Genomic DNA, 23746 nt, shown 5'->3' with positions numbered 1-23746 from the left:
GGGCAAGCGGATGGCGGTGTTCACCCTCCACTCGACCACCGGCCGCGGCTGGCTGGAGCTGGCTACCGTCCTGGGCCAGCTCGTGTCCTCAGTGGACTTCGAGGTGGCGCCGAACGACCCCCGCATGCGGGTGGCCACCGGCTAGTGCTTCGTCAGCCGGGTGGGATCCCGCCCGGACAGGGCCAATGCACGGTCCATTGTGGACGCGGTGGCCTGACCCGGACCCGAGGGCCGCGCCGACCGCGGACATCGTCCGAGCTGGGCTACGCCGACCAGGCCCACTTCGTGCGCGACGTCAAGGAGATGTCGGCGAGTCGCCCACCTGGTACGCCTCGCGTTACTGACCGTGCGCGGGGGCGGCGGAGCGGACCATCAAACACCGGACAGGACCCGGTCCCGGTAGTCGCGCGGCGTCTCGCCGACCACCTTGCGGAACGTGCGCGAGAAGTGCGCCGCGTTCGCGAAACCGCACTGCCGGGAGATCTCGCCGATGCCCTTCACCGCGTGCGCAGGGTCGCCCAGCAGCTCCCTGGCGAGGTCGATGCGCAGCTGCCGGATCCGGCCGGACACCCCGTCGCCGTCGTCGAAGAGCTGGTAGAGCCGGCGGCGGGAGATGAACATCGCGTCGGCGATCCGGTCCGCGGACAGGGCCGGGTCGGCCAGGTTCTCCTTGATGTACTCCACCGCGTCGCGCCGCCGGGTCGCGATCGCGTCCGCCCGGTTGAGCTCGGTGCGCAACGCGCTGCGCAGCACCAGTTCGGCGAGCCCCGTGAGGTACGGCTTGATCCCGTGCTGGTCCAGCGACTCGGCCACCACCAGCAGGTGCGCGACGGCCGCCGCGAACAGCGTCTGCAGCGGCCGCTCCACCGGCACCGGGCGGAACAGCAGCGGCCGCAGCTCACCGAAGCTGATCGACAGCTTGCTCGTGGCCACGGTCAGCAGCACGGTCCCGTGCCGCCCCGCCGGCTGGGCCCGCAGCGAGCACTCCGGGAAGCTCAGGCTCACCCCGCCGGCCGGCAGGTAGCGCGGCAGCGAGGCCCGCATGACGAGCTGGATCTGGTCCGGCTCCGCCCTGGCCTTGGCGAGCGAGGGCTGGCGGATCGCGTCGATGGCGATCCGGGCCGCGCTGGCCCCGGACGCCCGGACGACGAGGTAGCCGGCCGCCACGTCGTCGTCGGGCTGGTCCTCGGCGCTGCCGGTCGCCTGCGCGCCGAGCACCGCGGACAGCGCGGCGAACCGGCGTTCCAGGTTGGCCGGGACCCGCCGGGGTTGCGCCCCACCGTGCATCGCCACTCCCGCCCTCGACGTCGCGGGGGATTATGCCCGCGACGGCCGGGCCGGGTAAGGCGGTTGGGTCAGGCGACCGTGTTGGGTTGTTCGCTTCGCCGCTACGCTCCGGCACTCCCGCTCACCGGTCAGGCGGCGGCGGACATCGCGATCCACTGGTCCCACGGGAGGGCCCAGTCGTAGTAGTCGCCGTCGGCCGCGTCGAGCTGCTTGTTGCTGCCGGAGACCTCGACCGGGTCGCCGACGAGCGCGCTGTCGAAGTAGGTCCTGGCGTTGGCCGGGGAGAGGTTGACGCAGCCGTGCGAGACGTTCTGCTTGCCCTGCGCCCACACCGACGGCCCGTACCCGTGGACGAACTCGCCGTTGTTGGAGATGCGCACCGCCCACGGGACGACGACGTCGAAGTAGTCGTACTTGGGGTTGGACATCGAGTACGACTCGTGCTTGGACATCACGACGTGGGTGCCGCTGTTGGTGACCCGGCCCGGGTCGGACTCGAGGCCCATGCTGGCGGGGAAGTCCTGGATGAGCTTGCCGTCGCGGAACACCTGCAGCCGGTGGGTCTGCGTGTTGGCCCTGACGACCTGGTTGCGGCCGATGGTGAAGTGCGAGGTCAGGTCGTCGTTGCCGTAGCTGCCCTCGCCGTAGGGCACGCCGTAGAGCTTGAGGTTGACGGTGACCTGGGTGCCGGCCGGCCAGTAGGCCTTGGGCCGCCAGTGCGCCCGGCGGTCGTCGAGCCAGGCCCAGGCACCCTCGACCGGCACGGACGTCTGCACGGTCATCGCGCGCTGGGCGGCGGCCTTGTCGGTGACGGGCCCGTCGAAGGTGACCGCGATCGGCATCGCGACGCCGTAGGTCTTGCCGTCGCCGGTGTTGATCGAGGTGCCGATCAGCGAGCCGGGGGTGACCGTGGTGAACGCGCCGGCGATCTGCGTCTGCTCGCCGTCCGCGCCGAGCGCGGTGCCGGCCCAGGTGTAGGTCTTGGCGTAGCCGAGCGGCTCGGCGACCGTCCAGGAGGTCTTGTCCGCCGCCAGGGTGCCCTTGACCTGCTTGCCGGTGGGGTTGGTGAGGGTGAGCGCCTCGATGGTGCCGTCGGCGACGGTGACCGCGACGGGCGCCACCGGGCTGACGTTCTGCGCGCCCGCGGCCGGCTGGAGCGCGATCTTGGCCGCCGGCTTGGGGGCCGCCTGGACCTTCGGGCTGCCGGCCGAGCCGCTGTCCGACCGCCCGTCACGGCCGGCGGAGCTGCACGCCGTGAGCCCCAGCGTCGCGACCACCCCGGCGGCGAGCAGCGCCAACCCGAGCGACCGTCTGCGACCTACTCCACCCCAACGAGCACCCATGCCATCCCCCTGTCGATACCCCAACGTCCGCACACCTCTTTCGACGCCTTTGGCCGGTGTGACGTTGGCTCGTTGGGATGTGACACAGATCACAAATGATCACCCCTGCTCAGCCTGCGTAGATCGTGTGTGGGGCGTAATCCTCCGTGTGCTGGTGGTAGTGCTCCGGCTCCTCTCCGCGATACGCTTTCTCGCGCAGGCCGTAGTTTCTGTGTTCGTGCTTTCCACGCTCGCGGAACGAAAACGCGGGCGTGCGGCTCTTTCGCTGAGGTTGGCGGAGGCAACGCCCGGGGGCTGCCGGGGTTGCACGGTGTAACCCCATGCTGATCCTGCGATGGAGGCAGGTAGATGGCACAGGGCACTGTGAAGTGGTTCAACTCCGAGAAGGGCTTCGGCTTCATCGCTGTCGATGACGGCGGTGCCGATGTCTTCGTGCACTACTCGGAGATCCAGGGCAAGGGCTTCCGCACCCTGGAGGAGAACCAGCGTGTCGAGTTCGAGGTCGGCCAAGGCACCAAGGGCCCCCAGGCCACGAACGTTCGTGCGCTCTAGTTCTCTCGGCGTGTGACTAAGGGCCCCGGTCGGTTGCGACCGGGGCCCTGCTGGTTGTCGTTGTCGGGGTTGCCTGGGGTCTAGCGGCGGTGGAGGTGCTGGGACTCCCATTCGAGGCGCTGGAGGACCCACTCCTGGGCGAGCGCCATCGGGGAGGTCTGGTGGTGGGCGGCGAGCTCGCGGAGCTGCTCGTTGGCCATCAGGGGGAGGCGCAGCTGGTAGACCTGCGCGCCGCCGAACCGGCGGCCGGACCCTGTGGACTCGGGGTCGCCCTCTGGGGAGAGCGCGGCGAGGTAGGACTCCAGCTCCTCGTCGGGCCGGTCGTCCTGCTGCTCCTGGCCCTCGGTGCGATGGCGCCCGGCGTTGGCGGCGTCGTTTGCCGCCTTGACAGTCGGTCGGCTACGTCCTGTGAAAAGCACATCGCGAGGGTAACGAACTGATTGCGGTCTACCAAGCGAGACAACCGGTTTTCACCGGTAAAGGTATAGGCACGCTCAGTAGTGGCGAGGAAAGCCCACCTCAGGTGGGCTGTGCCGCCCCAAGTGAGCGACCCCGAAGGCAAAAAAGAGCGAACAACGAACAGATCACACCCACCCAAATGTGGCTCCCGAAGACCCCCTGCGCCCCAAAGGGAAGCCGAGCGAGGACCAAGGAGCCCCGAAGGCGAAGCCGAGCGAGAGGTCGGCCGGGTACGAGCGCGGCGGCCGAGGGCCGATGTGCCCGAAGGCGAAGCCGAGGAGGGGCCGAGGGCGACGGCGAGCCGAGAAGCGCAGCGAAGGCGCAAGGCGACGAGCAGAGATGGAGAGGCCCCCGCGCCAGGGGGAGGAACGCGGGGGCCGGAGGGGATCTCCACAGGCGCTGACCGGGGGTGTGTCAGCGAAACGATTGTTGCACGCGCACGCGCATCAGGGGAGTAGGTAAGGGCGAAAAATTGAGAGAACTATTCACCTACTGTTGACCGTGGAGCGGAACTCTCCCACGGAATCCCGCGGCGGCGCGGCCGTGGGATCCGGAGCGGCCGGGAGCCGCGGAGGGAGCCTTCTGGAGCCGTCAGTCGGCCAGGGTGTGGCCGGCGTGGGCGAGGGCCGCCTCGACCCGGGGCCGGCTCAGCTCGCCGGCGCTCGCGACCGTCACGGCGCCGGTGGAGAGGTTCACGGCGACGTCCGTGACGTGGTCCAGTTCCGACAGTTCCTCGGTGACCGAGGCGGCGCAGTGGTCGCAGGTCATCCCGGTGACGTCGTACACGTTGTAGATCGTGTGCATGGGCACTACAGGTTTCCTCCTCTTCCTCTTCGCGAACTCCCCATCCCTTCGAGATCTTCGGAGTGCGACACGCCGCGCTTGAGGCATGCCGTGTCCCCCACATGGGTCTGCTTGTCCGATATGCCGTTACCGCAGGTCATCGCATAACCCGATGGGCGTGCCCCATCGGCGGGGTGTCGTTTCGGTGCGTATGCGGCGGGTGCGCAGTGACGATTGTGCGTCCGTTCGAGTGATCGCGGGTCCGTCACACGAACGGTCTCGCTCACCGGAGGGGTGCCGGGATCACCCCTGACTACTATCCGTGGGGTCCGGATTCACTCCTCGGGGGGCTGTGGACGGTGCCCTCGGTCTCATAGCCTTCCCGCCAACACCTGGATGGTCGGGGAGGCTGACATGAGCGGACCGGTCGAAGTACGTGACTTCCTGCTACAGCACGACACCCGTGACACCTCGCTCGCCTTCGGTGCGGGCGGCGTCCCCGCTCCGCGCTCGGGCGAGAGTTCGCGGGTCAGCGACGAGCAGGTGCGCCGCGCCCAGCTCGCCGTGGCCCGCGGCGCCAAGGACGTCGACGACTGCCGCGAGATGCTGGAGATGCTCGGCCTCGTGCCGGGCGACGACGGCGTCCCACCGGTCCGTCGGTAGCCGCTTCGGTGGCCCGGGTTTCCCGAGGTAGGACGGTTGCCGATACCCGCTTTGTCGGCGGGGCTCGCTGTGTCCTATGCTTTCCGTGCTCCGAAGCGGGCAACCCGGGCTCCCATCGTCTAGCGGCCTAGGACTCCGCCCTTTCAAGGCGGCAGCGCGGGTTCGAATCCCGTTGGGAGCACCATCTCACCAGGCGTCTTCCGCCTGAACGTGAACCTCGTGTCTTCCTTGCGCCGCTCGAGCCCTGGTGAACGGCGCGGCCATGGCGACATGGTCACTATCGCGTTCCCACATACAGACCAGATTTGGTCAACCACGGGTCCGGTTCGCCTGATGCGACAGGTCGGTGGCGACCTGGTGTGGGTGAGGGTCCACGTCGATCGCCTTCACCGGCACCCGCGACGCGGCCTCATGACCATGGTCAGTCTGGTGGGGGGATCCGCAACATCTTGCGCATCCAGCCGGTCGTGTTGATCCTCGCCCAGTAGTAGGTGAAGCGCGGCACGAAGCACAGGATGCCGATCGCGACCGCGAACAGCGGCACGACGAGCAGCGGGCCCCGGGTGATCTCGGAGACCGTCAGCGCGACACCGGTCTGCAGGGTCACCTCCTGGTCGCAGGTGATCGTGGCGTCGCCGGAGAAGTCGGGGGTCACGCGCTCGTGGACCGTGACGTCGAAGTCGCTTGCGGTCTGCTGGTCCTGGGGTGTGAGCCGGCAGTGGGCCACCAGGCTGTTGTCGCTACCGGCCCGCAGCGGAACGCGGTACAGGGCCATCGTCTCCCCGGCTGGCCAGGTCGCCTCGTCGCCCGGCCCGGCCGGCTGGCTGGTCGCGGACGCGATCAGCCCGGCGCCCACGATCAGCGCCAGGCCGGCCAGCCCGCCGGCCACCAGACCCCAGGCCGTGCGGCGCAAGGGCTTACGGGGCAAGGGCTTGCGGGGCTTGCTCAGGATCCCTCCCGCAGGGTGGTCAACGCCGTCGTCGCGATCTCGCTCGCGCGCCGGCACTCCGGCTCCTTCTCGTCATTGACCAGTAGCACGGCCTGCTCGGCCACGCCCACCATCAGCCGGCACTGGCCACCGGTGTCGAGCACCGCCGGGTATCGCTCGACCGTGCTCGGTGCCCAGGTCGCGCATGCCGCCGGAGCGCTGTCGCCGCGGCACTGCGCGACCAGGTCGGCGAGGCCCCGATCGGTCATGAGCTGCAGCTGGACCGTGGTCACCTTGTCCCCGGACGGGTGCAGCAGGCACTCGACCGTGCCGGCCAGCTCGTTGCGCTCGGTGTCCGGAAGGCCCAGCTCGGTGCGCTGCCCGGGCGTGAGCAACGCGCACGGGTCGGCGGCGAAGCGGCCCGGGTCGAGCGGGTCGGCGATCGCGGGGACCTGGTAGCCCGACGGCAGCCCGGACGCGGACGGGGGTTGGGTGACGGCCGGATCGCCGGCGGGCTCGTTCGCGCAGCCGGCGAGCAGCAGGACCAGCGCGGCCAGCGCCGCCACGGCCCTCACCTGCGTCGCCGGAGTACGCCCTGGAACGAGTCCTCGGCGTCCTCCACCTCGGCGCGTTCCCGCGTCCGCTGCTGCTCCTCGGCCACCTTCGCCCGCTCCTGGTCGAGCCCGCCCACCAGCGCGCCGCCGTCGAACTCGCGCGCCTTCTCCAGGCTCTCCTCGACCACCTCGGCGTAGGCGGAGTGCGTGGCGACCGTGTGCCAGGTCATCGAGCCGTCGGCGATACCGCCGCCGATCTCGCGGAGCATCGGGTCGTCGCTGGCCTTGAGCGTCTCCAGGAACATCCGCTCCAGCGCCTTCTCGTCGTTCGCCAGGTGCTCGTACGGGGTGCCCTTGGCCAGCTCGATGAGCTTGTCCAGGCTGGTCGGAAACTGAGTCATCGAAATCCTTGTCAGCGCGGGGTTTCCGGGTGGGGTGGCAGGCGGGGCATCGAGGCATGGCCGGACAGACCGCCGAAGTCGGTCTGGGCGGCCTTGACCACGCTCAGCGCGGTGTCGAGCTGGCCGATGAGCCCGAAGATCTCGCTGACACCGTCGACCACCCGCTTGATCTTCCAGGCGGCGAACAGCCCGGCCCCGATCGCGATCGGCGCACCGACGCCGGTGGAGGCGGCGCCCCCGCCGATACCGGCGGCGACGGCCGCCTCGATGGCCGCGTCGCCGATCTGGTTGAGGACGTTCACCACGGCGTCCCGGAGCGTGACCATCTCCTCGGACGCCGTCTTGTACTGCTTGCTCAGCTCGTCGAGCGGCCGCCACGCGTCGTTCAACGGCCGGCCGAGGTTCATCAGGTACAGCGCGCAGCCCTCGCCCGCGTGGCCCTTCCACACGTCCTCGGTGCTCTGCGAGGCCCAGTTGATGTTGATGGCCACCCGCCGGGACAGCTGGCCGAGACTCTCGAACACGTCGGCCGCGGCGCGGACCCCGGCCCAGTCGCCGACCCACGGCTTGACGATCTCGGCCTGCGGGTCGATCGGGTGGGCGATCCAGCCGAGCTGTGCGGCCAGCCAGGTGACCGACTCGATGGCGTTGCCGATGTGCACCATCGGGCTGAACGCGTCCCACCAGTTCGGCGTGCCGTCCAGCTCGCGGCTGTAGTCCTTCACGTCCGTCAGGTGCTCCTGCGGCTCGACCACGTCGCCGAAGCGGCCGGTGCCCTCCGGCGGCTCGATCGGCACGTAGTCGGTGTGCTCGCGGGCGTCGGTCAGCTCGGCCGCCGGGTAGGTCGCGTCGAGCTGTGCGGCGGAGGCCTGGTCGGTGCGCTCGTAGTAGCCGGCCGCGTCGGTGACCGCGGTGGACGTGGCCGCCAGCGCGCCGTCGGCGACCTCGCCGAGCCAGGTGTCGAGGGTGTGCACGACCGCGTCGTGGCTGTCGGTGATCCGGTTGATCACGCCCTCGCCGCTGATCTTGGAAACGCCCTCCTGCAGGTACTTCCGGCCGGCCCGGACGTCCTCCTGCGCTCGGTCGAGCAGGCCGGCGAGCTCGCGCAGCGCCGGCGGTTGGACACTGAACCCGGTCATGCTGGATAACCCCCCGATGACGGAACGTGACGCTCCGAACTTAGGGCAGCGGCCACGCGGCCGTGATCGAAGAGTCGGGCGGACACTCACTGTTTGCCTGTTGTTCACTCATGGGCAGGCCCGAAACCCCGGTCAGGACGGGAACGAGCGTCTGCTAGAGTTCCCCTCGTTCCGAGCGATGCTGGTGAATGCCGTTGGGAGCACGTACTACAGCAAGGCCCAGTGGCGCAGTTGGTTAGCGCGTCGCCCTGTCACGGCGAAGGTCGCGGGTTCGAGTCCCGTCTGGGTCGCGGAAGGCGGAAGCTCTAGGTGATCTCTGCCTGCGGAGGGCGCAGGCCCTTTTCGCTTCCTGGTGATGCTGGGGGGCCGAGCCCCCCAAACCCCCCACGGTGCGAGCTTCTCCGGACCCAGCGTTGGTGTGTTGGGTTTGGACCAGCTTCGGAGATCAGGGTCTCGGGTCTGGGTCAAGATCTTTGGTCTTGGTCTTTTCCTGGGTCTTTTCTAGGTCTTCCTGATCTTCTGGCCAGGTAGCTCAGTTGGTATGAGCGACCGCCTGAAAAGCGGTAGGTCGGCGGTTCGATCCCGCCCCTGGCCACTTCCGCGCCCCGGTGGACTTCGTCCTCCGGGGCGTTTTTTGTTGTGAGGCCGGCACTTCTCTTGATCCTCGTGGTCGCCGGGTGCGCTGAGGCCTCCTCCCTTCTGCCGCTCCTTGGCCTGGGCTGGGTCTTTTGGCTGTTTCTGTGGAGGCTTTGGTCTCTTTTGGATGGCCACGTTCGTGATTCGGTTGGGCGGTGGGTGGGTTGCGGAATGTGATCAACTCCCGGGTTCCTTCGGGGTCTGGGCTGGTTGTCGGGGTGGGGGTCCCTCTTCGGGGGGAGGTCGGTCTCACGTTCCGTGTAACAGTCGCCGTTCGTTCAGCGAATCTCTGAACGCGACCTCGGACTCGGCAGGGGCAAGCCGATTCGTTGGGTCGTAAGCGAATCGGACCGTTTCGGGCTCCCGGGGATGCCCTCAATCCCGTCGTGTGCGTGCGTGCGCGGCTGGGGGGGACCACAATGAGTGACCAGCAACTAGGCGCCCCGCGGCGACGATGGCGGGGCCTGTCCGTCAACCGAAACGGCTTCACCTCCCTGCCCGACGGCGAGCCGACCAGGCCTCCCGTCGCCGGCTGGGAACCGCGTTACCGCAGGTACGTCATCCTTTCCGACGTCCTGGTCACCTTCCTCACCGCGCTCGTCGTGGGCGGGCTGATCAGCGTCAGCGGGGCAGCGCTGTTCAAGGACCTCGTCATCGGCGGGCTGACCGTCGTCGTGGTCATCGTGTCGCTCGCCATGAACCGGGCCTGGAACCTCGTCGTGCTCGGGCAGGGCGCCGAGGAGTACGTGCGGCTCGGCCGGGGCATGTTCGCCGCCGCCGTCGCGCTCGGGCTGGCCGGGCTCGCGACCGGCGTCGTGTCCGCGCGGCCCTGGGTGTTCATCGTCATCCCGGTGACCGCGCTCGCCGCACTGCTGTCCCGCTACCTGCTGCGCCAGCTCCTGCACAAGGCCCGCTACAACGGCGAGTGCCTGCTGCCGGTCATGGTCGCCGGCGGCGTGGACTCCGTGCGCGACATGATCGCCCGCACCAAGGCCGCGCCGCACATCGGCTGGCAGGTCGCCGCGGTCTGCACCGTCGACGGCACCGGCACCTCCCGCGACGACGTCGACGGCGTCTCCGTCGTCGGCACGCTCGACGAGGTCGCCGCGCACGTGCGCCGTGGCGGCTACCGCATCGTCGCGATCACCGCCGACCCCTACTGGACCCCTCGCCGGCTCCAGCAGCTCGCCTGGAAGCTCGAGGGCTCCGGCGCCGAGATGGTCGTCGCGCCCACGCTCATGGAGGTCGCGGGACCCCGCCTGCACGTCAGCGGCGTACTCGGGATGCCCCTGCTGCGGGTCAGCGCGCCGGTGTTCACCGGCATGCGCCGCGCGGTCAAGGGCATGGTCGACCGGGTCGGCGCGTTCACGATCCTCGCGCTCGCCTCGCCGATGATGCTCCTCACCGCGCTCGCGATCATGCTCGACAGCCGCGGGCCGGTGTTCTACAAGCAGCGCCGGGTCGGCAAGTCCGGCAAGGAGTTCACGATCGTCAAGTTCCGCACGATGATCCGCGACGCCGACCGCCGCAAGGCCGAGCTCGCCCAGGCCAACGAGGGCTCGGGCGTGCTGTTCAAGATGCGCAAGGACCCGCGGATCACCCGGGTCGGCGCGATCCTGCGGCGCTACTCGATGGACGAGCTGCCGCAGCTGTTCAACGTGCTCTCCGGCGCCATGTCCCTCGTGGGACCGCGGCCGCCGCTGCCGGAGGAGAGCGCCCGCTACGAGCCGGACATGCGCCGCCGGCTGCTCGTCAAACCTGGGTTGACCGGATTGTGGCAGGTCAGCGGTCGAAGCGACCTGCCGTGGGAGGAGTCGGTCCGGTTGGACCTGCGCTACGTGGAGGACTGGTCACTCGCGCTCGACGCGATGATCCTGTGGAAGACCTTCCGAGCGGTGCTCGGCGGGCAGGGGGCGTACTGATGTCGTGCCGGCTGTGCGGATCAACCGAGCTCGTGAGCGTCGTCGACCTCGGGGCCACCCCGCCCTGCGAGCTGTTCCTCACCGCGGCGCAGGTCGACGAGCCGGAGCTGACCTACCCGCTGCACCTGCGCGTGTGCACCAGCTGCTGGCTCGCCCAGCTGCCGCCGCTGATCACGCCCGAGGACACCTTCACCGAGTACGCCTACTTCTCCTCCTACTCCACCTCCTGGGTCCAGCACGCGAAGACCTTCGTGCTCGACTCGGTGGTCCGCTTCGGGCTCGGCGTCGAGTCGTTCGTCGTCGAGGTGGCCAGCAACGACGGCTACCTCCTGCAGCACGTGGCCGCCGGCGGCATCCGCTGCCTCGGCATCGAGCCGTCGGTGAACGTCGGTGCCGCGGCGCGGGACAAGGGCGTTCCCACGGTCACCGAGTTCCTCGGTCCCGAGACCGGTGCCGCGGTCCGCGCCGAGCACGGGCCGGCCGACCTGGTGGTGGCCAACAACGTCTACGCGCACATCCCTGACGTCGTGGGCTTCACCAAGGGCCTGCGCGCGCTGGTGGCCGACGACGGCTGGGTGTCGATCGAGGTGCAGCACCTGCTGACGCTGTTCGAGCGCAACCAGTACGACACGATCTACCACGAGCACTTCCAGTACTACACGGTCGCGTCCGCGCAGCGCGCGCTCGCGAGCGGCGGGCTGGCGGTCGTGGACGTCGAGCTGCTCGACACGCACGGCGGCTCGATCCGGCTGTTCGCCCGCCCGGCGGAGATCGCCGGCGAGCCCAGCCAGCGGGTGCTCGACGTGCTCGCCCGGGAGAAGGCCGCGGGGCTGCACGAGCTCGCCGGCTACGCCGAGTTCGCCCGCCGGGTCGCCACCGTGCGCCGCGAGCTGCTCGCCTTCCTCACCCTCGCCGCGTCGCAGGGCGCGACCGTGGTCGGCTACGGCGCGCCCGGCAAGGGCAACACGCTGCTCAACCACTGCGGTATCCGGCCGGACCTGCTGGCGTACACAGTGGACAGAAATCCCTACAAGCACGGCAGGTTCACCCCGGGCACCCGGATCCCGATCCTGCCTCCGGAACGGATCGCCGAGGATCGGCCGGACTACGTGCTCGTGCTGCCCTGGAACCTGCGCGCCGAGCTCACCGAGCAACTGTCCTATGTGGGCGAATGGGGCGGGCGGCTCGTCTTCCCCATCCCGAGCCTGGAGATCGTCGAGGTAACGCCATGAAGGTCGTTCTGTTCTGCGGCGGGTACGGGATGCGCATGCGCAGCGGCACCGCCGACGACGTGCCCAAGCCGATGGCCATGGTGGGCCCGCGTCCGCTGATCTGGCACGTCATGCGCTACTACGCCCACTTCGGGCACACCGAGTTCGTGCTGTGCCTCGGCTACGGGGCGCACCACATCAAGAACTTCTTCCTCAACTACGAGGAGACCATCTCCAACGACTTCGTCCTGCGCAACGGCAAGGCCGAGCTGCTGGGCACCGACATCGCGGACTGGTCGATCTCGTTCATCCAGACCGGCATCGAGTCGGCCATCGGCGAGCGGCTGCGCCGGGTGCGCGACCACCTCGACGGCGACGAGATGTTCCTCGCCAACTACGCCGACGTGCTCACCGACGCGCCGCTGGACGTGATGGTCGAGCGGTTCGGCGCCGCCGACGCGGGCGCGTCGATGATGGTCGTGCCGCCGCAGTCGTCGTTCCACTGCGTGGAGATGGGCGAGGACAACAAGGTCGGCGCGATCACCGCGGTCAGCGATATGCCGCTGTGGGAGAACGGCGGCTACTTCGTGCTCCGCCAGGACGTCTTCGACCACATCCCCGAGGGCGGCGACCTGGTCGCGGACGGCTGCGCCGAGCTCGCCAAGCGCGGCCGGCTGCTCGCCTACCCCTACCGCGGGTTCTGGAAGCCGACCGACACGGTCAAGGAGCGGGTCGCGCTCGACGACGGCTACACCCACGGCGAGCGGCCGTGGGCGCTCTGGGAGAGCTCGCGGGACAACGACCAGCGGCTGCCGGCGAGGACCGCGTGATCCGGTTGGGGGGCGGCCGGATCGACCGCGTGGTCGCGCTCGGCGCGCACTGTGACGACATCGCGATCGGCGCCGGCGGGACGCTGCTCGCGATCTGCGCGGCCCGGCCGGGGGTCCGGGTCGACGCGCTCGTGCTATCCGGCGGTGGCAGCGAGCGCGACGACGAGGAACGAGCCGCGCTCGCTGCCTTCTGCCCCGGCGCCGACCTGCGCGTCACCGTGCTGAAGCTGCCCGACGGGCGGCTGCCGGCGCACTGGGACGAGGCCAAGTCCGCGCTCGAGGAGCTGCGCGGGCGCACCGACCCGGACCTGATCCTGGCGCCCCGCACCGGCGACGCGCACCAGGACCACCGCGGGCTCGCCCAGCTGGTGCCGACCGCGTTCCGCGGCCACCTCGTGCTGGGCTACGAGATCGTCAAGTGGGACGGCGACCTCGGCCGGCCCAACGCCTACCAGCCGATGTCGGCGGGCCTCGCCGAGAAAAAGGTGGAACTCCTGCAACGGCACTACCCCTCGCAGCGACACCGTCCGTGGTACGACCGGGAGGCCTTCCTCGGTCTGGCGCGGATCCGCGGGATCGAGTGCCAGGCCCAGTACGCCGAGGCCTTCCACGTCACCAAGTTGATTCTCGACCTGGAGGGCTGAGAGATGCGCGTCCTGCTGACGGGCCACAAGGGTTACCTGGGCACGGTGATGGCGCCGGTGCTCACGACCGCGGGACACGAGGTGGTGGGCCTGGACTCGGGCCTGTTCGCCGACTGCGTCCTGGGTGGGACGCCGCTCGACCCGCCGGGCCACGACGTCGACCTGCGGGACGTCACGCTCGCCCATGTGTCCGATGTGGACGCCGTGATCCACCTGGCGGCGCTGTCCAACGACCCGCTCGGCGCGCTGGCGCCCGAGCTGACCTACGACATCAACCACCGCGCCGCCGTCCGCCTCGCGCGGCTGGCCCGCGACGCCGGGGTCAAGCGGTTCCTCTACGCCTCGACCTGCTCGGTGTACGGCGCGTCCGGTGGCGACGGCCTGGTCGACGAGGACGCCCCGCTGCGCCCGGCGACCCCGTACGCGGAGTCCAAGGTCCTCGTCGAGGGCGACCTGCACGAGCTCGCCGACGACGACTTCACCCCGGTCTACCTGCGCAACGCCACCGCGTTCGGCTACTCGCCGCGGCTGCGCGCGGACATCGTGCTCAACAACCTGGTCGGCCACGCCTACCTGTCCGGCGAGGTGCTCGTGCTCTCCGACGGCACGCCGTGGCGGCCGCTGGTGCACGCCGCGGACATCGCCAAGGCGTTCCTCGCGGCACTCGAGGCGCCCCGGGAGGCCGTGCACGACAAGGCGTTCAACATCGGCACCGAGCGCAACAACGTCACCGTCGCCGAGATCGCCGCCGAGGTCGTCGAGGCCGTGCCCGGCTCGCGGCTGCGGATCACCGGCGAGGCCGGCGCCGACCCGCGCTCCTACCGGGTCGACTTCGCCAGGTTCCGCAAGGCCATCCCCGGGTTCGAGTGCGCGTGGACGGTCAAGGACGGCGCGCTCGAGCTGATCGAGGCCTACCAGCGGCACGGGCTGACCAACGACTCCTTCGAGCGGAAGTTCACCCGGCTCGCGTGGCTGCAGGACCGCGCCCGCGGTGGCGCGGTCGACGACACGCTGCGGCAGCACTGATGGACCCCGGTGCCGGGATGCATGCTCTGGTGCGGCGGCTCTACCCGCTGTGCCGGAGCATCACCGGCGACGGCGTGCGGGCCACGCTGGACATCATCGGCGAGCACCTCCCGCTGACCGTGCACGAGGTGCCGACCGGCACCGAGGTGCTCGACTGGACCGTGCCGCAGGAGTGGAACATCCGCGACGCCTACGTGGCGGACGCGACCGGCCGGCGGGTGGTCGACTTCCGGGAGTCGAGCCTGCACGTCGTCGGCTACAGCGTGCCGGTGCACACCACGATGCCGCTGGCCGACCTGCGCGCGCACCTGCACACGCTGCCCGGCCAGCCGTCCCTCGTGCCCTACCGGACCAGCTACTACGCGCCCACGTGGGGCTTCTGCCTCGCCCAGGACACCCTCGACGAGCTGCCCGACGGCGACTACGAGGTCTGGATCGACTCGACCCTCGCCGACGGGCACCTGACCTACGCCGAGCACGTCGTGCCGGGCCAGGTGACCGACGAGGTGATCGTGTCCTGCCACGTCTGCCACCCCGCGCTCGCCAACGACAACATGGCCGGCGTCGCGGTGGCCGTGCAGCTCGCGCTGGGCCTGGAGAACCCGTACTACACCTACCGGTTCATCTTCGCGCCCGGCACGATCGGCGCGATCACCTGGCTCGCCCGCAACGCCGAGCGGGTCGGGAAGGTCAGGCACGGCCTCGTGCTCGCGTGCGCGGGCGACCGGGGATCGCTGACGTACAAGCAGAGCCGGCGCGGCGACGCGGAGATCGACCGGGTGCTCGCGCACGTCCTGCGGGACCGCCCGCACGAGATCCGCCCGTTCTCCCCGTACGGCTACGACGAGCGGCAGTTCTGCTCGCCGGGCTACAACCTCGGCGTCGGCTGCCTCACCAGGACCCCGTACGCCGAGTACCCCGAGTACCACACCTCCGGCGACGACCCGGACCTCGTCGCACCGGAGGCCATGGCGGACACGCTCGAGGTCATCCGGGCCGCGGTCGCCGTGCTGGAGCGCAACAGGACCTACCTGAACCTGTTCCCCTACGGCGAGCCGCAGCTGGGCAGGCGCGGGCTCTACGACTCGCTCGGCGGGCGCAGCGACGCCAAGCAGGCCCAGCTCGCGATGCTGTGGGTGCTCAGCTACTCCGACGGCGAGCACAGCCTGCTGGACATCGCCGAGCGCGCCGGCCTCCCGTTCGACTCCGTCGCCGCCGCGGCGAGCGCGTTGCGCGCCGCCGGCCTGGTCAAGGAGTAGACGTGGCCGGCGTTCGGGGGATGGCGAGGCGGCTCACGTGGGGGCTCGCCGACCAGGCCGTGTCCAGCCTGACCAACTTCGCGGTGGGCATCTACGTGGCGCGCGAGCTCGGGGTCACCGCGTTCGGCATCTTCAGCCTCGCCTGGGTGACCTACGGCGTGGTCCTCAACATCTCCCGCGGCCTCGCCACCGACCCGCTCGTCGTGCGGTTCAGCGGCGTCGCCGTCTCGGTGTGGCGGCACGCGGTCACCCGCTCGGCCGGCACCGCGCTCGCCGTCGGGACCGCGGCCGGCGCCGGGAGCGCGGTCCTCGGCGTCGCGATCGGCGGCGCGCTGGGCTCCGCGTTCGTGGCGCTCGGCATCGTGCTGCCGCTGCTGCTGCTGCAGGACGCGTGGCGGTTCGCGTTCTTCGCCGCCGGGCAGGGCCGCCGGGCGTTCAGCAACGACCTGGTGTGGGCGCTGGCCATGATCCCGGCCATGATCCTCGCCGCGCAGCACGACACCGTGGTCGCGTTCCTGGTGGCGTGGGGCCTGTCCGCCGGCGTCGCGGCCGTGTTCGGCTGCCTGCAGGTCGGCACGCTGCCGCGGTGGAGTGGGGTGTCGTCGTGGCTGCGCGAGCAGAACGACCTCGGGCCGCGCTACCTCGTCGAGAACGTCAGCAACAGCGGCTCCTCGCAGATCCGGATGTACGGGCTGGGCGCGATCGCCGGGCTCGCCGACGTGGGCACGGTGCGCGGCGCCGAGCTGCTGATGGGCCCGTTCCTCGCGGTCCTCATGGGGCTGTCGTTCGTGGCGGTGCCCGAGGCGGCCCGGGTGCTGCGCCGCAACCCGCGCCGGCTGCCGGTGTTCTGCCTGGTGCTGGGCGGCGGCCAGGCCGCGGGCACGCTGCTGTGGGGCGTGGCGCTGCTCGTGCTGCTCAACGACCGGCTCGGCACCCTGCTGCTCGGCTCGGTCTGGGCCACGGCCTCGCTGCTGATCATCCCGGCCACGTTCAGCATCACCAACGCCAGCTTCATCACCGGCGCCGCCGCCGGGCTCCGCGCGCTCGGCGACGCCCGCCGCAGCATGCGCTGCCAGCTCGTCTCCTCCTTCGCCTACGTCGTCGGTGGGCTGGGTGGCGCGTTCCTGAACGGCGCGGTCGGGTCCGCCTGGGGGGTCGCGTCCGCGACCCTGTTCGGCGCGGTCGTGTGGTGGGTGCAGCTGCACGCCGGCCTGCGGGCCTACCGGCCGGCGCCGGTGGCCGAGCACGACCTTCCGGTACCTGTCGACGAATCGAGGACGACATGACCACGCCACGGCTGACGATCGGCCTTCCGGTCTACAACGGGGAGAACTACCTCGCGGAGTCGATCGACGCGCTGCTCGCGCAGACCTACTCCGACTTCGAGCTGGTCATCTCCGACAACGCGTCCACCGACGGCACCGAGGAGATCTGCCGCAAGTACGCCGAGGGCGACGACCGGGTCCGCTACGTCAAGCAGGCCAGGAACATCGGCGCCGCGCCGAACCACAACTTCGTGGTCGACGAGGCACGCGGCGAGCTGTTCAAATGGGCCTCGCACGACGACCTGTACGCCCCGGACCTCGTGGCGAGCTGCGTCGGCCTGCTGGACGCCAACCCCGACGCGGTGCTCGCGCACGCGTACATGGCCATCGTGGACGAGACGGGCGCGGTCACCCAGACCTACGACTACAGGCTCGCGACCGACTCCCCGTCGGCGCCGGTGCGGTTCCGCGACCTGCTGTTCACCGACGGCGGCGACGACATGTACGGCGTCATCCGCACCGACGTGATGCGCCGGATCGCGCCGCACGACAGCTACCACAACGCGGGCCGCAAGCTCGTCGCCGAGCTGGTCCTCTACGGCCGCTTCCTCCAGGTGCCCGAGGTGCTGTTCTTCCGCCGCGAGCACCCCGGCCGCGGCGACCGGCTGGGCTCGGTGCAGGCCGTGTGCCGCAACCTCGACCCGCGCCGGGCCGGGCACTCCACCGCGCGCCTGATGGGGGAGTACCTGACGAGCTACTTCACCGCGGTCGCCCGCGCGCCGCTGTCGGCCGCGGACCGGCGCCGCTGCTACGGCCTGCTGACCCGGTGGCTGTCCGACCGGACCGTCCTCAAGCCGGTGCACGTCCTGCGGCGGGCTTCATGAGCCGCCCGCCACGGGTCGGGCTGTTCGGCATCCTCGGGTCGGGCAACCTCGGCAACGACGGCTCGCTCGACGCGGTGGTCACCTTCCTGCGCGAGCGGTATCCCGGGGTGCGGCTGGACTTCATGTGCATGGGCCCGGAGACGATGACCGCCACCTACGGCGCCCCGGCCACCGCACTGCAGTGGTACGAGCCGCACGCCGGCACCGCCACCGGCGCGCACGCGGCGCTGCTGAAGATCGCCGGCAAGCTGCTCGACCCCTTCCGGACGCTGGCCTGGGTGCGCCGGCAGGACGTGGTGATCGTGCCCGGAATGGGTGTGCTGGAAGCCACGCTTCCCTTGCGCCCCTGGGCCTTCCCGTACTCGCTGTTCTGGCTCGCCGCCTGCGCGCGGCTGACCGGGGCGAAGGTCGCGCTCGTCAGCGTCGGCGCCAGCGTCGTCGGCAAGCGGCTCACCCGCGCGTTCATCACCCGGGCGGCCCGGCTCGCGCACTACCGGTCCTACCGGGACGCGCTGTCCCGGGACGCCATGCGGAAGATGGGCGTCGACGTGTCGGCCGACGAGATCTACCCCGACCTCGCGTTCGCGCTGCCGGTCCCACCGCCCGGGGCGCCCACCGGGGTGGTCGGCGTCGGCGTGATGGCCTACTACGGCGGCAACGACGACCGCGCGCGGGCCGACGAGCTGCACGACCGGTATGTCGCCGCGCTCACCGGGTTCGTGCGCCATCTGGTCGACAATGGACGGTCGGTGCGGCTGTTCACCGGCGACCGGGCCGACGCCCCGGTGGTCGAGGCGATCCTCGCCGACCTGCGCGCGCACCGGCCCGCGCTCGAGTCCGGCCGGGTGGTCGCCGCGCCGCTGACCACGCTGCACGACCTCATCGACCAGATGTCCACTGTGGACACCGTGGTCGCCACCCGGTACCACAACGTGCTGTGCGCGCTGAAGCTCGCGAAGCCCACGCTGTCGATCGGCTACGCGGCCAAGAACGACGTCCTCATGGCGGGCATGGGCCTCGCCGAGTTCTGCCAGCCGGCGAGCTCGGTCGACCTCGCCCGGCTGATCGCGCAGTTCGACGAGCTGGAGAGCCGGCGCGAGCCGCTCACCGCCACGCTCGTGGAGCGCAACCGGGCCACCCGCGAGCGGCTCGAGCACCAGTTCACCGCGCTGTCCGCGACGATCCCGGGCGGCCTCGCGCCCGCCCGGCCGGTCGCCGTCCGAGGGAGATGACGTGCAAGCCACCCCGGTGCCCGAGATCCGCGGCGCGTACCTGTTCGAGCCGACCCCGCACGCCGACGACCGTGGCTTCTTCTGCCGCACGTTCGACCGGGACGTCGTGGCCTCGGTGGGCATCGACCCCGACTCGTTCATCCAGGACTCGGTGTCCCGCTCGGGCCTCGGCGTGCTGCGCGGCTTGCACCTGCGGGCCGGCGCGGGCGAGGCCAAGCTCGTGCGCTGCTCCTACGGCATGGTGTTCGACGTCATCGTCGACCTGCGGCCCGCCTCGCCGACCTACCGCAACCAGGCGAACTTCCGGCTGACCGGGCAGACCCAGGTGACGCTGTACGTGCCGGCCGGCTGCGCGCACGGGTTCCAGGCGCTCACCGACCCCGCCGACGTGTCCTACCGGATCGACCGGGCGCACGACCCGGCCGAGGACGTCGCGATCGCGTTCGACGACCCCGAGCTCGCCATCCCGTGGCCGCTGCCGGCCGGGCTGATGTCCGAGCGGGACAGAAGGGCGCCCTCCCTCGCCGAGGCGCTGGAAAGGACCTGAGGCCATGGACTTCACCCGCTCGCGCGAGGCGAACAAGCGTCTGCACGACCTCGTCCCCGGCGGCGCGCACACCTACGCCAAGGGCGAGGACCAGTACCCGGAGGGCATGGCCCCGGTGATCTCGCACGGGCGCGGCGCGCACGTGTGGGACGTGGACGGCAACGAGTACCTCGAGTACGGCTCGGGCCTGCGCTCGGTGAGCCTCGGGCACGCGCACCCGCGGGTCGTCGAGGCGGTCCGCGCGCAGCTCTCGCTCGGCTCGAACTTCGTGCGGCCCAGCGTGCTCGAGGTCGACGCGGCCGCGCGGTTCCTGGCCACCGTGCCGACCGCGGAGATGGTCAAGTTCGCGAAGAACGGCTCGGACGTCACCACCGCCGCGGTCCGCCTCGCCCGCGCCGCGACCGGCCGCCCGCTGGTGGCGCTGTGCGGCGACCAGCCGTTCTTCTCCACCGACGACTGGTTCGTCGCCACCACCGGCATGCCGGCCGGCATCCCCGCGGAGACCACCGACCTGACGGTGACGTTCCCGTACGGCGACCTGGCCGCGGTCTCGGCCTTGCTCGCTGAGGGCCAGGTCGCCTGCCTGATCCTGGAGGCGGCCACCCGGACCGACCCGCCGCCCGGCTACCTCGAGGGCCTGCGCGAGCTGTGCACGCGGCACGGCGTCGTGCTGGTCTTCGACGAGATGATCACCGGGTTCCGCTGGTCCGAGGCCGGCGCGCAGGGCCTGTACGGGGTCACCCCGGACCTGTCGACGTTCGGCAAGGCGCTGGGCAACGGGTTCGCGGTGTCCGCGCTCGCCGGCCGGCGCGACCTGATGGAGCTGGGCGGGCTGCGGGACACGCGGGAGCGGGTGTTCCTGCTGTCCACCACGCACGGCGCGGAGACCCACGCGCTGGCCGCCGCGATGGCGGTGCTGGACACCTACGTCGCCGAGGGGATCGCCGCGCGGCTGCACGCGCTGGGCGCCCGCCTGGCCGCCGGCGTGCGGGCCGTCGCCGCCGACGCCGGTGTCGCCGACCACGTGGTGGTGCGCGGCCGGGACAGCAACCTGGTGTTCGGCACGCTGGATCCTTCGGGCAGGCCGTCGCAGGAGTACCGCACGCTGTTCCTGCGCCAGCTGATCACCGGCGGCGTGATCGGCCCGTCCTTCGTGGTCAGCAGCGCGCTGACCGACGCCGACATCGACCGGACGGTGGAGGTGGTGGCTCGCGCCTGCGCGGTGTACCGGGAGGCCCTGGACGCCGACGACCCGACGCCGTGGATGGGTGGCCGGCCGGTGAAGCCGGTGTTCCGCCGCTTCGCCTAAGGATCACACGCCGACCGAGCGGATGACGGTCTGCATCAGACGGTCGCACTGCTGGATGAACGCGAACCCTTGTTCGGCGTGGTCGCGCCAGCGCGCCAGCTCGGCGAGGAGCTCGTCACGCAGGGGCAGGCCGTGCTCGGCGAACAGCGCCGCGATGTCTTTCATGGAGTTGTCCAGCTGGAGCGGCATCGCGATCTGGGCGCCCCCGGGAATGCGCTGGTTGAGCGCGATGAGCTCGGCCACCAGCTTCTCTTCCTCGGTGAGCTCCGGTTCGTCGTCGTACAGTGGGTAAGCGGACATCTGTCCCCGATCTTCGGCGTGTTTTCGGCGCTCACGGGCTTTGGATCCCGAGCCGGTCGCGGAACTGGCGTAGCATCGCAAAAGCGGAGATCGGCGAGCGCGCCATGCATGGCTCGCAGGGCATTCCGACAGCGGCCGGCAGGATTTCGGCGGCGCCTGGGAAAATACGCACCCCGCAATACCCGACGAGGAACTCCGGCATCGAGTCCGAGTCCGGCACCGCCACGAGATGACAGACCCGCCGACTCTCGCCGACAACGGATCCATCAGGCTGGCGCGATTTCAACCGCACCACCATCAACGCCCGGTCCGCATCGGATTCGTGTCCACCAGTCACACTTCGACGGTAGAGAACGGAACCTGAGGTGGGCCAGTTCTAGTCGTGATCCCGCATGAAATGCTCAGCGGTCCATTCGCCGAACGGCACGGAATGCGACACCGCGATGTCCCGCCAGACCAGATACTGCGCCGAGTCCACCGGCTTCTGCCGGTCCATGAGCGTGCCGTCCGGCCGGAAGTTGAGTTGGACGACCGTGGTCTCGTCGTAGAGCCAGAAGTCTTGGATCGGCAGGTCGAGTTGCAGGTCCGTCAGATCGAGGATCCGAATGTCCTCACCAGCTTCGATGTTGCCGGGGATACCCCAGGCCAGCTGGAAGCGCTGGTAGTCGGTGAGTGGTCGCCGTACCGTGCGGACTCGGCCGATCGTCTTTCCCGCCGCTACCATTGCTCGAACTCGCCCATGCCATTGCTTGTTGTGGTCCGGCAGCTTCGGCTCCCCGGCTAGAAACCGGGCAAGGCCGGGTTGTTCTCTTGGCATGGTGTAGGTCGGTTGCGTCTCGAACCGCCATGCGGACCGCTTATAGTCGGTGAAACACCGGTCGAACTGTTGCCTATCTAGGAGCATCGCAACGCCTTCCTGGGTTCAGTCGCGATCCCGCATGAATTGCTGTGCCACCGACCGCAACAGGTCGCGGGCGTCCTCGTTCTTGACGGCGGGTTCCCAAAAGTGCTCGAACAGGTTCAGGTGATACGTGACATCCCGAGGGTCGCGCAGTGCGATCTCGCCGGAGAACAGTTCCACGAGCACGAGTCGGTCGTCGTAGACGACGAAGATGTTCAGCGGTGGCTCGTCGACCGGCGTGCCCTGCGGGATGATGGCCAGTTCCACATTGGTCAGCATCGAGACGTCGATCAGGTGGTGTAGCTGCGCGGCCATCACCGGTGGCTCGGCGCTTTGCCACCGGACCGCTTGCTCGGTGAGCAGGAAGTGGAATCGACGGGACTGGTCTCCCAGGGCTTCTTGGCTCGCCAGGCGTGCCGCGACGACGCGTTCGACGTCATAGTCCGGCTCGCCGTCGATCGTCGGGGTCAGCATCGCGCGGGCGTAGTCGGGGGTCTGGATGAGACCCGACGGGATGGCCGGAAGGAACTGCCGGATGGTGGTGGACGACTCGGCCAAGGCTTTCAGCTCGGATTGTCTCCGCCAGATTCCGATGCGTGCGTACGAACGCCACGAGGCATAGTCGATGTTTGCCGTGCGGGTGAGGGTTAGCAGTTCGCGGGCCACTTCGGTGGGAACTTCAAGGGCCTGCAACATACGCTCGACATCGATGACGCTGGGAAGGATCTTTCCTGACTCGATCCGGCTGATCTTGGACTGGGACATGGCAGCTCGGACGGCGAGCCGTTCCCCAGAAAGGCCCGCCGCCTTGCGTAGCTCCCGCAGTGTCTCGGCTAGATGCCGCCGGTCCTGCCCGCTGCCGTTAGGTTCCAGCGTTCCACTCACCGAACGGCATGGCATGCGACAGCGCGGTGTCCCGCCAGGTCAGGTACTGCTCCAGTTTCGGGTCCTCCAGCTTGTCCACGTTGATCAGCGTGCCATCCGGCCGGAAGTTGAGGTCGACGACCGTGGTCTCGTCGAAGAGCCAGAAGTCCTGGGTCGGCAGGTCGAGTTGCAGGTCCGTCAGATCGAGGATCCGAATGTCCTCACCAGCTTCGATGTTGCCGGGGATACCCCAGGCCAGTTGGTAGCGCTGGTAGTCGGTGAGCGGTCGTCGCACCGTTCGGACCCGGCCGATGCTCTTTCCCGCCGCGACAAGTGACCGAACATGCTCGTGCCACGTCTCGTTGTGGTCCGGCGGCTTCGGCTCCCCGGCAAGAAACCGGGAAAGGCTGGCCTGTTCGATCGGAATCGTGTACGTCGGTTGCGTCTCGAACCGCCACGCCGATCGCTCGTACCCGGTGAGTTGCAGAGTGAACTGCGCGCTGTCTAGGAGCACTGCAGGGCCTTCCTCAGCCGTTGAACCGTCTCCACGCTGCCGGCCGTGGCGAGCTCGGTCACCGCGCCCAGCACGACGTCTGGTGGTAGCTCGACCGCTGTTTCCCCGGCGCCCAAAACCAGGTTCTCAGCCTCGAGAACTCTGTTGCCTTGCACCACGACGGTCCCACGGTCGGAGATGTACACCGTGGGACAGGTGCCGAGATCACAACCCGATACCTTGCGTAGCTTCATGCAACATAGCGTCGATGATGTGGCTACTCACGGCAAGCGGGGCAGGGCCGCGAGTCGCGA

The 23746-nt window shown here is 69.9% G+C and carries 27 protein-coding genes and 3 tRNA genes; 16 read left to right on the top strand and 14 right to left on the bottom strand.

The genetic code is table 11. The features are described from left to right. Positions 1-372: 372 nt before the first annotated feature. Complete coding sequence (locus VGD70_RS14925) at positions 373-1287, bottom strand: AraC family transcriptional regulator (protein WP_331082038.1); 915 nt, start codon at positions 1285-1287, stop codon at positions 373-375. Between the two features lie 128 nt (positions 1288-1415). Then, entirely contained in the window at positions 1416-2630 is a 1215-nt protein-coding gene (locus VGD70_RS14920; RefSeq protein WP_331082037.1) for a L,D-transpeptidase, read from the bottom strand. A 348-nt stretch (positions 2631-2978) separates the two neighbouring features. Here VGD70_RS14920 and VGD70_RS14915 point away from each other — a divergent pair, with 348 nt between their 5' ends. Further along, on the top strand, positions 2979-3182 hold the full coding sequence (locus VGD70_RS14915) for a cold-shock protein (protein ID WP_075127229.1): 204 nt from the start codon (positions 2979-2981) through the stop codon (positions 3180-3182). Positions 3183-3262: 80 nt separating this feature from the next. Here VGD70_RS14915 and VGD70_RS14910 read toward each other — a convergent pair whose 3' ends face one another. Together VGD70_RS14910 and VGD70_RS14905 are read right to left on the bottom strand one after the other, a co-directional pair. Beyond that, a complete protein-coding gene (locus VGD70_RS14910) occupies positions 3263-3601 on the bottom strand; it encodes a hypothetical protein (RefSeq protein WP_331082036.1) in 339 nt (112 codons plus the stop codon). 631 nt (positions 3602-4232) lie between these two features. Continuing rightward, on the bottom strand, positions 4233-4445 hold the full coding sequence (locus tag VGD70_RS14905) for a heavy-metal-associated domain-containing protein (RefSeq protein ID WP_331082044.1): 213 nt from the start codon (positions 4443-4445) through the stop codon (positions 4233-4235). A gap of 393 nt (positions 4446-4838) precedes the next feature. Here VGD70_RS14905 and VGD70_RS14900 point away from each other — a divergent pair, with 393 nt between their 5' ends. Then, complete coding sequence (locus tag VGD70_RS14900) at positions 4839-5087, top strand: hypothetical protein (protein ID WP_331082035.1); 249 nt, start codon at positions 4839-4841, stop codon at positions 5085-5087. 108 nt (positions 5088-5195) lie between these two features. After that, positions 5196-5271: transfer RNA gene (locus tag VGD70_RS14895), tRNA-Glu, on the top strand. A 237-nt stretch (positions 5272-5508) separates the two neighbouring features. On the opposite strand, the gene VGD70_RS14890 is transcribed toward VGD70_RS14895, so the two are convergent. From VGD70_RS14890 to VGD70_RS14875, 4 genes are read right to left on the bottom strand one after another with little or no spacing between them, the layout of a single operon-like run. Next, positions 5509-6000, bottom strand: coding sequence for a hypothetical protein (locus VGD70_RS14890; RefSeq protein WP_331082034.1), 492 nt, complete (start codon positions 5998-6000; stop codon positions 5509-5511). A 32-nt stretch (positions 6001-6032) separates the two neighbouring features. Beyond that, positions 6033-6581, bottom strand: coding sequence for a DUF3558 family protein (locus tag VGD70_RS14885; protein ID WP_331082033.1), 549 nt, complete (start codon positions 6579-6581; stop codon positions 6033-6035). 5 nt (positions 6582-6586) lie between these two features. Next, on the bottom strand, positions 6587-6970 hold the full coding sequence (locus tag VGD70_RS14880; protein ID WP_331082032.1) for a hypothetical protein: 384 nt from the start codon (positions 6968-6970) through the stop codon (positions 6587-6589). Positions 6971-6981: 11 nt separating this feature from the next. Beyond that, positions 6982-8109: a type VII secretion target gene (locus VGD70_RS14875; RefSeq protein WP_331082031.1), complete on the bottom strand. Its 1128-nt coding sequence runs from the start codon at positions 8107-8109 to the stop codon at positions 6982-6984. Positions 8110-8325: 216 nt separating this feature from the next. On the opposite strand from VGD70_RS14875, the gene VGD70_RS14870 reads away from it, so the two are divergent. The 13 genes from VGD70_RS14870 to VGD70_RS14810 all read left to right on the top strand — a co-directional run bounded on the left by VGD70_RS14870 (position 8326) and on the right by VGD70_RS14810 (position 20874). Next, positions 8326-8399 (top strand) — tRNA-Asp (locus VGD70_RS14870). 231 nt (positions 8400-8630) lie between these two features. After that, a tRNA-Phe gene (locus VGD70_RS14865) sits at positions 8631-8704 on the top strand. 460 nt (positions 8705-9164) lie between these two features. Beyond that, entirely contained in the window at positions 9165-10667 is a 1503-nt protein-coding gene (locus tag VGD70_RS14860) for a sugar transferase (protein ID WP_331082030.1), read from the top strand. Then, positions 10664-11899: a class I SAM-dependent methyltransferase gene (locus tag VGD70_RS14855; RefSeq protein ID WP_331082043.1), complete on the top strand. Its 1236-nt coding sequence runs from the start codon at positions 10664-10666 to the stop codon at positions 11897-11899. The genes VGD70_RS14860 and VGD70_RS14855 overlap by 4 nt, the downstream gene beginning before the upstream one ends. Continuing rightward, positions 11896-12708 carry a glucose-1-phosphate cytidylyltransferase gene (locus tag VGD70_RS14850; RefSeq protein WP_331082029.1) on the top strand — a complete coding sequence of 271 codons (813 nt, stop codon included), beginning with the start codon at positions 11896-11898 and terminating at the stop codon, positions 12706-12708. Before VGD70_RS14855 ends, VGD70_RS14850 begins: the two co-directional genes overlap by 4 nt. Further along, positions 12705-13352 carry a PIG-L deacetylase family protein gene (locus VGD70_RS14845; RefSeq protein ID WP_331082028.1) on the top strand — a complete coding sequence of 216 codons (648 nt, stop codon included), beginning with the start codon at positions 12705-12707 and terminating at the stop codon, positions 13350-13352. The genes VGD70_RS14850 and VGD70_RS14845 overlap by 4 nt, the downstream gene beginning before the upstream one ends. Before the next feature lie 3 nt (positions 13353-13355). Further along, positions 13356-14378 (top strand): SDR family oxidoreductase, encoded by a 1023-nt coding sequence (locus VGD70_RS14840; protein ID WP_331082027.1) that lies wholly within the window; start codon positions 13356-13358, stop codon positions 14376-14378. Beyond that, positions 14378-15637 (top strand): DUF4910 domain-containing protein, encoded by a 1260-nt coding sequence (locus VGD70_RS14835; protein WP_331082026.1) that lies wholly within the window; start codon positions 14378-14380, stop codon positions 15635-15637. The genes VGD70_RS14840 and VGD70_RS14835 overlap by 1 nt, the downstream gene beginning before the upstream one ends. Positions 15638-15657: 20 nt before the next feature. Continuing rightward, complete coding sequence (locus tag VGD70_RS14830; RefSeq protein WP_331082042.1) at positions 15658-16923, top strand: hypothetical protein; 1266 nt, start codon at positions 15658-15660, stop codon at positions 16921-16923. Continuing rightward, positions 16920-17786 (top strand): glycosyltransferase family A protein, encoded by an 867-nt coding sequence (locus tag VGD70_RS14825; protein ID WP_331082025.1) that lies wholly within the window; start codon positions 16920-16922, stop codon positions 17784-17786. The genes VGD70_RS14830 and VGD70_RS14825 overlap by 4 nt, the downstream gene beginning before the upstream one ends. Continuing rightward, positions 17783-19018: a polysaccharide pyruvyl transferase family protein gene (locus VGD70_RS14820; protein WP_331082024.1), complete on the top strand. Its 1236-nt coding sequence runs from the start codon at positions 17783-17785 to the stop codon at positions 19016-19018. Before VGD70_RS14825 ends, VGD70_RS14820 begins: the two co-directional genes overlap by 4 nt. A 1-nt stretch (position 19019) precedes the next feature. Next, entirely contained in the window at positions 19020-19565 is a 546-nt protein-coding gene (locus VGD70_RS14815; RefSeq protein WP_331082023.1) for a dTDP-4-dehydrorhamnose 3,5-epimerase, read from the top strand. A 4-nt stretch (positions 19566-19569) separates the two neighbouring features. Next, positions 19570-20874 carry a glutamate-1-semialdehyde 2,1-aminomutase gene (locus VGD70_RS14810; protein ID WP_331082022.1) on the top strand — a complete coding sequence of 435 codons (1305 nt, stop codon included), beginning with the start codon at positions 19570-19572 and terminating at the stop codon, positions 20872-20874. A 3-nt stretch (positions 20875-20877) separates the two neighbouring features. Here VGD70_RS14810 and VGD70_RS14805 read toward each other — a convergent pair whose 3' ends face one another. Genes VGD70_RS14805 through VGD70_RS14780 form a run of 6 tightly spaced genes read right to left on the bottom strand, consistent with a single transcriptional unit; the run spans position 20878 to position 23686 of the window. Further along, positions 20878-21174 (bottom strand): hypothetical protein, encoded by a 297-nt coding sequence (locus tag VGD70_RS14805; protein WP_331082021.1) that lies wholly within the window; start codon positions 21172-21174, stop codon positions 20878-20880. Between the two features lie 31 nt (positions 21175-21205). Further along, a complete protein-coding gene (locus tag VGD70_RS14800) occupies positions 21206-21511 on the bottom strand; it encodes a hypothetical protein (RefSeq protein WP_331082020.1) in 306 nt (101 codons plus the stop codon). A 39-nt stretch (positions 21512-21550) separates the two neighbouring features. After that, positions 21551-22078: a DUF6879 family protein gene (locus VGD70_RS14795; RefSeq protein WP_331082019.1), complete on the bottom strand. Its 528-nt coding sequence runs from the start codon at positions 22076-22078 to the stop codon at positions 21551-21553. An 18-nt stretch (positions 22079-22096) separates the two neighbouring features. After that, on the bottom strand, positions 22097-22960 hold the full coding sequence (locus VGD70_RS14790) for a helix-turn-helix transcriptional regulator (protein WP_331082018.1): 864 nt from the start codon (positions 22958-22960) through the stop codon (positions 22097-22099). Further along, a complete protein-coding gene (locus tag VGD70_RS14785) occupies positions 22938-23453 on the bottom strand; it encodes a DUF6879 family protein (RefSeq protein ID WP_331082017.1) in 516 nt (171 codons plus the stop codon). The genes VGD70_RS14790 and VGD70_RS14785 overlap by 23 nt, the downstream gene beginning before the upstream one ends. Continuing rightward, positions 23444-23686 carry a hypothetical protein gene (locus VGD70_RS14780; RefSeq protein WP_331082016.1) on the bottom strand — a complete coding sequence of 81 codons (243 nt, stop codon included), beginning with the start codon at positions 23684-23686 and terminating at the stop codon, positions 23444-23446. Before VGD70_RS14780 ends, VGD70_RS14785 begins: the two co-directional genes overlap by 10 nt. Positions 23687-23746: the final 60 nt, after the last annotated feature.

Source organism: Actinophytocola sp., from assembly GCF_036402745.1.
In the GTDB taxonomy this organism is placed as follows: domain Bacteria; phylum Actinomycetota; class Actinomycetes; order Mycobacteriales; family Pseudonocardiaceae; genus Actinophytocola.
This window is presented reverse-complemented; position numbering and strand designations above follow the sequence as displayed.

Coding starts and splice junctions, on each gene's coding strand:
- VGD70_RS14925 (WP_331082038.1), bottom strand. CDS start 1,287: ATGCACGGTGGGGCGCAACCCCGGCGGGTCCCGGCCAACCTGGAACGC.
- VGD70_RS14920 (WP_331082037.1), bottom strand. CDS start 2,630: ATGGGTGCTCGTTGGGGTGGAGTAGGTCGCAGACGGTCGCTCGGGTTG.
- VGD70_RS14915 (WP_075127229.1), top strand. CDS start 2,979: ATGGCACAGGGCACTGTGAAGTGGTTCAACTCCGAGAAGGGCTTCGGC.
- VGD70_RS14905 (WP_331082044.1), bottom strand. CDS start 4,445: ATGCACACGATCTACAACGTGTACGACGTCACCGGGATGACCTGCGAC.
- VGD70_RS14900 (WP_331082035.1), top strand. CDS start 4,839: ATGAGCGGACCGGTCGAAGTACGTGACTTCCTGCTACAGCACGACACC.
- VGD70_RS14880 (WP_331082032.1), bottom strand. CDS start 6,970: ATGACTCAGTTTCCGACCAGCCTGGACAAGCTCATCGAGCTGGCCAAG.
- VGD70_RS14875 (WP_331082031.1), bottom strand. CDS start 8,109: ATGACCGGGTTCAGTGTCCAACCGCCGGCGCTGCGCGAGCTCGCCGGC.
- VGD70_RS14860 (WP_331082030.1), top strand. CDS start 9,165: ATGAGTGACCAGCAACTAGGCGCCCCGCGGCGACGATGGCGGGGCCTG.
- VGD70_RS14850 (WP_331082029.1), top strand. CDS start 11,896: ATGAAGGTCGTTCTGTTCTGCGGCGGGTACGGGATGCGCATGCGCAGC.
- VGD70_RS14840 (WP_331082027.1), top strand. CDS start 13,356: ATGCGCGTCCTGCTGACGGGCCACAAGGGTTACCTGGGCACGGTGATG.
- VGD70_RS14835 (WP_331082026.1), top strand. CDS start 14,378: ATGGACCCCGGTGCCGGGATGCATGCTCTGGTGCGGCGGCTCTACCCG.
- VGD70_RS14830 (WP_331082042.1), top strand. CDS start 15,658: ATGGCGAGGCGGCTCACGTGGGGGCTCGCCGACCAGGCCGTGTCCAGC.
- VGD70_RS14825 (WP_331082025.1), top strand. CDS start 16,920: ATGACCACGCCACGGCTGACGATCGGCCTTCCGGTCTACAACGGGGAG.
- VGD70_RS14820 (WP_331082024.1), top strand. CDS start 17,783: ATGAGCCGCCCGCCACGGGTCGGGCTGTTCGGCATCCTCGGGTCGGGC.
- VGD70_RS14810 (WP_331082022.1), top strand. CDS start 19,570: ATGGACTTCACCCGCTCGCGCGAGGCGAACAAGCGTCTGCACGACCTC.
- VGD70_RS14805 (WP_331082021.1), bottom strand. CDS start 21,174: ATGTCCGCTTACCCACTGTACGACGACGAACCGGAGCTCACCGAGGAA.
- VGD70_RS14795 (WP_331082019.1), bottom strand. CDS start 22,078: ATGCTCCTAGATAGGCAACAGTTCGACCGGTGTTTCACCGACTATAAG.
- VGD70_RS14780 (WP_331082016.1), bottom strand. CDS start 23,686: ATGAAGCTACGCAAGGTATCGGGTTGTGATCTCGGCACCTGTCCCACG.